This window comes from Cellulomonas sp. P4_A2 (assembly GCF_056402515.1).
Genome location: NZ_JBFUHG010000036.1, coordinates 1 through 3,790, shown reverse-complemented (window position 1 = coordinate 3,790; position 3,790 = coordinate 1). Strand labels below are relative to the sequence as shown.

The window sequence follows — 3,790 nt, the reverse complement described above, 5'->3', positions numbered from 1 at the left end:
AACGGCGACGAGGCCGAGTCGGGCACCTACTCCGGCGGCGACTACACGATCGTGTGCAACGAGGCCGCCCAGGGCAGCGAGGACGGCGGCACGACCGCCATGGAGACCTGCCTGTCCAAGAACCCCGACATCAACGTCGTCTACACCCTCAACGAGCCCACCGCCTACGGCGCCTTCCAGGCTCTGACGGCCGCCGGCAAGACCCCTGAGGACGTCCTGATGACCTCGGTCGACGGCGGCTGCGCCGGCGTCGGGTACGTCAAGGACGGCATCATCGACGCGACCTCGCAGCAGTACCCCGTCCGCATGGCCCAGGAGGGTGTCGCCGCCATCGCCAAGCTCGCCCGCGGCGGGGAGGCCCCGACGACCAGCGAGGGCCTGGACTTCTTCAACACCGGTGTCGCGCTGGTGACCGACAACCCGGTCGACGGCATCGAGAGCATCGACACCACCGAGGCTTCGGAGATCTGCTGGGGCTGAGCCCTCGCAGGCCAGACGGCGCCGTGGACCCGGCGCCGTCTGGCCGCACGACCTCCCACCCTGGTCCTTTGCCCGGGCCTTGCCCGGCGATCGCCTCAAGGAAAAGCGACGTGATGACTACCCCATCTGCACCGGCAGCCGACCCGGCTCCGCTTGGAACCCCTTCCAGAACGACCGAAGACCTCCTGAAGAACACGACGACGGGCGAACGGATCCAGTCCGTCCTCCACCGGTATCCGGCTCTCAGCCCTGCTGTGGTCCTGGTCGTCGCGGTCATCGTCTTCGGGTTCCTCAACGACCGCTTCTGGCGGCCCGAGAACCTCTCGCTGATCACCCAGCAAGTCGCGGTGGTGGGTGCCCTGGCTATCGGGCAGACGCTCATCATCCTCACCGCCGGCATCGACCTGTCTGTGGGCGCGATCATGGTGCTGAGCTCGATGGTCATGGCACAGACGGCGACAGACAGCGGCGTTCCGGCCGTCCTCGCGCTGCTGCTGGCGCTGCTGGTCGGCCTCGGTTGCGGCGCGCTCAACGGCTTCCTCGTCACACGATTCAAGCTGCCGCCGTTCATCGTCACACTCGGCACCTTGAACATCTTCGTCGCGTTGACCCTCCTCTACTCCCATGGGGCCACTGTGCGCGGCGGCGAGCTTCCGCCGCTGCTGACATGGACCGGCTCGGCCTTCACGGTCTGGGGCGTGCGCGTCACGGCCGGTGTCGTGATCATGCTGCTCATGTACGTCGTCGCGGCGTACGCCCTCGGTCAGACCGCTTGGGGGCGGCACGTCTACGCCGTTGGTGACGACAAGGAGGCCGCAGGCCTGGCGGGCATCAAGGTCGGTCGTGTCCTCTTCAGCGTCTACCTCGCGGCCGGCGCGACCTTCGCACTCGCGGGCTGGATCCTTGTCGGACGCATCAACGCCGCAAGTCCGAATGCGGGTGCAGACGCCAACCTCGACTCGATCACTGCGGTCGTGATCGGTGGGGTGAGTCTGTTCGGCGGCCGCGGGGTGATCTGGGGCAGCCTGCTCGGCGCGCTCATCGTCGGAGTATTCCGCAACGGTCTCTCGCTGGCGGGCGTGGACCAGCTGTACCAGACGCTCACGGTCGGCGTGCTGATCATCGTCGCGGTCTCTGTGGACCAGTGGATCCGAAGGGGGCGTGCCTGATGGACCAGGACAGCCGCAAGCCTGTGCTTCAGGCGAAGAACCTCGTCAAGACGTTCGGGCGAGTGGTCGCACTCGACGGTGTGGACCTCGAGCTCTATCCAGGTGAAGTCCTGGCGATCATCGGTGACAACGGGGCGGGCAAGTCCTCGCTCATCAAGTGTCTCTCCGGGGCCTACACCCCCGATGCGGGGCAGCTGCTCCTTGACGGGAAACCCGTGCGATTCCACGGCGCCCAGGAAGCGCGCGCCGCGGGCATCGAAACGGTTTACCAGAACCTCGCTGTGTCACCGGCGCTCGACATCGCGAGCAACCTCTACCTCGGCCGAGAGGAGCGCCGGGCCGGAGTTCTGGGGTCAGTGTTCCGGATGCTCGATACCAAGGGCATGCGGCGGCGCTCGGAAGAGCAGGTCAAGCGACTCGGCATCACGACGCTGCAGGACACGACCCAGGCCGTCGAGACGCTCTCGGGCGGCCAACGTCAAGCGGTCGCCGTGGCGCGGGCCGCGGCGTTCGGTTCGAAGGTCATCATCCTCGACGAGCCCACGGCCGCGCTTGGCGTCAGGGAAGGCAACCAGGTTCTCCAGATGATCCGAGACCTTCGCGAACGCGGCCTGCCGGTGATCCTCATCAGCCACAACATGCAGCACGTCTTCGAGGTGGCCGACCGTGTGCACATCCAACGGCTGGGTCGTCGCGCGGCGGTCGTCACGCCGCACACCCACTCGGCAGAAGAAGCCGTCGCCATCATGACGGGCGCCAAGCAGGTGGCCTGAGTCCGCCGACGCGTCAGGACACTCCGCCGGCGATCCGATGGCGAAAGTCACTCGGCGACCGGCTCGCACCGTTCACAGATCGAAGTCCCGGAGAGTCCTCATGAACGACGAGCCCACATTCCTGGTGATCGGCGAGTCTCTCGCTGACCTGGTCAGATCCACGGACGGCCACGTCGAGACGCACCCCGGCGGCAGTCCGATGAATGTGGCATTCGGTCTGGGGCGGCTAGGTCGACGAACAACGCTCGTCACCCAGCTCGGCGACGACGACCACGGCCGGATCATTCGTTCCCATCTCCTGAGCGCCGGGGTCGACATCGTCGACGCCGGCCCCGGCGACCAGGCGACGGCAACTGCGACGGCGGTCCTGGACGAGTCCGGCGGAGCGCTGTACTTCTTCGACATCTCGTGGGCGGCGCTGGCGACGCACGTACTGATTCCACGCGCGACGCACGTGCATGTCGGATCCATAGCTGCCTACCTCTCGCCTGGCGCTGACGCGGTCGAGCGTCTGGTCGCAGACCTGAGCACGTCGACGACAGTGAGCCTGGACCCCAACATCCGCCCGGGTCTGCTGGCCGACCGCGACGACGTCATGCGACGTACCGCTCGACTGCTCGCCGATGCGGATGTGGTCAAGGCGAGTGACGACGATCTGCAGTGGCTGTACCCCGGCGCGGATCCTCTGGAAGTCGCCGGACGGTGGGTCCATGCCGGCCCAGCGCTCGTCGTGGTCACTCGTGGATCGCAGGGGGCGGTCGCCATGACGTCAACCGGCGCGATCCGGATCTCGCCAGTCCCCGTCCAAGTCGTCGACACCGTGGGAGCCGGGGACTCGTTCATGGCCGCCTTGCTCGACGGCCTCGGCGGCCAAGGCCTGCTCGGCGCCCAGGCGCGTCCTCGGCTGAGGGCCAGCCCCGTCGGAGTGCTACGACCCATCCTCGAGCGTGCGGCGGCAGCCTCGGCCATCACCGTGTCACGGGCAGGCGCGGAGCCGCCCACAGCCGCTGAACTGCCCGTGTCCGGGCCCAGACCATCTCTGGACGGCTCGGCCATCAGCGGGGAATTGCGTTTCCATCTACCGCCAGAACGCCTGACTCAAGCGGGCCGCATGCCCAATCCGAGGCCTCCGCAGGGACCGGAGCGCGACGGGATCTGACTCGGTAGGCGTCGTGCCTCGAAGCCGTGCCGGGAATCCGGTTCGTGCCAACCTCGATCCCTCGGGCGGGTGGCGAAGCCCCGCACACGGTCTGCTGCTCGATCCATCGGGGATGCTTCGGCTGAGCGAGTCGACGCCCGTCGACCTGCGCGGGAAGGCCAGGTGACATGACCGTGCAGGCACTCACGCGGCCCATCGAGCTGCGCAGC

General features: G+C 67.6%; 4 protein-coding genes. All 4 read left to right on the top strand.

The window, feature by feature from the left end; translation table 11 throughout:
- On the top strand, nucleotides 1-480 hold a 480-nt coding region (locus AC1DUE_RS19900; RefSeq protein WP_477041146.1), incomplete at its 5' end, for a substrate-binding domain-containing protein.
- A 113-nt stretch (nucleotides 481-593) separates the two neighbouring features.
- Complete coding sequence (locus tag AC1DUE_RS19895; protein ID WP_477041145.1) at nucleotides 594-1,649, top strand: ABC transporter permease; 1,056 nt, start codon at nucleotides 594-596, stop codon at nucleotides 1,647-1,649.
- Nucleotides 1,649-2,422, top strand: a complete 774-nt coding sequence (locus AC1DUE_RS19890; protein ID WP_477041144.1) for an ATP-binding cassette domain-containing protein — start codon at nucleotides 1,649-1,651, stop codon at nucleotides 2,420-2,422. The genes AC1DUE_RS19895 and AC1DUE_RS19890 overlap by 1 nt, the downstream gene beginning before the upstream one ends.
- A gap of 100 nt (nucleotides 2,423-2,522) precedes the next feature.
- Nucleotides 2,523-3,581, top strand: coding sequence for a carbohydrate kinase family protein (locus AC1DUE_RS19885; protein ID WP_477041143.1), 1,059 nt, complete (start codon nucleotides 2,523-2,525; stop codon nucleotides 3,579-3,581).
- Nucleotides 3,582-3,790: the final 209 nt, after the last annotated feature.

What these genes read in the sequence shown, in the direction of transcription:
- AC1DUE_RS19895 (WP_477041145.1), top strand. Translation starts at nt 594, where the DNA reads ATGACTACCCCATCTGCACCGGCAGCCGACCCGGCTCCGCTTGGAACC.
- AC1DUE_RS19890 (WP_477041144.1), top strand. Translation starts at nt 1,649, where the DNA reads ATGGACCAGGACAGCCGCAAGCCTGTGCTTCAGGCGAAGAACCTCGTC.
- AC1DUE_RS19885 (WP_477041143.1), top strand. Translation starts at nt 2,523, where the DNA reads ATGAACGACGAGCCCACATTCCTGGTGATCGGCGAGTCTCTCGCTGAC.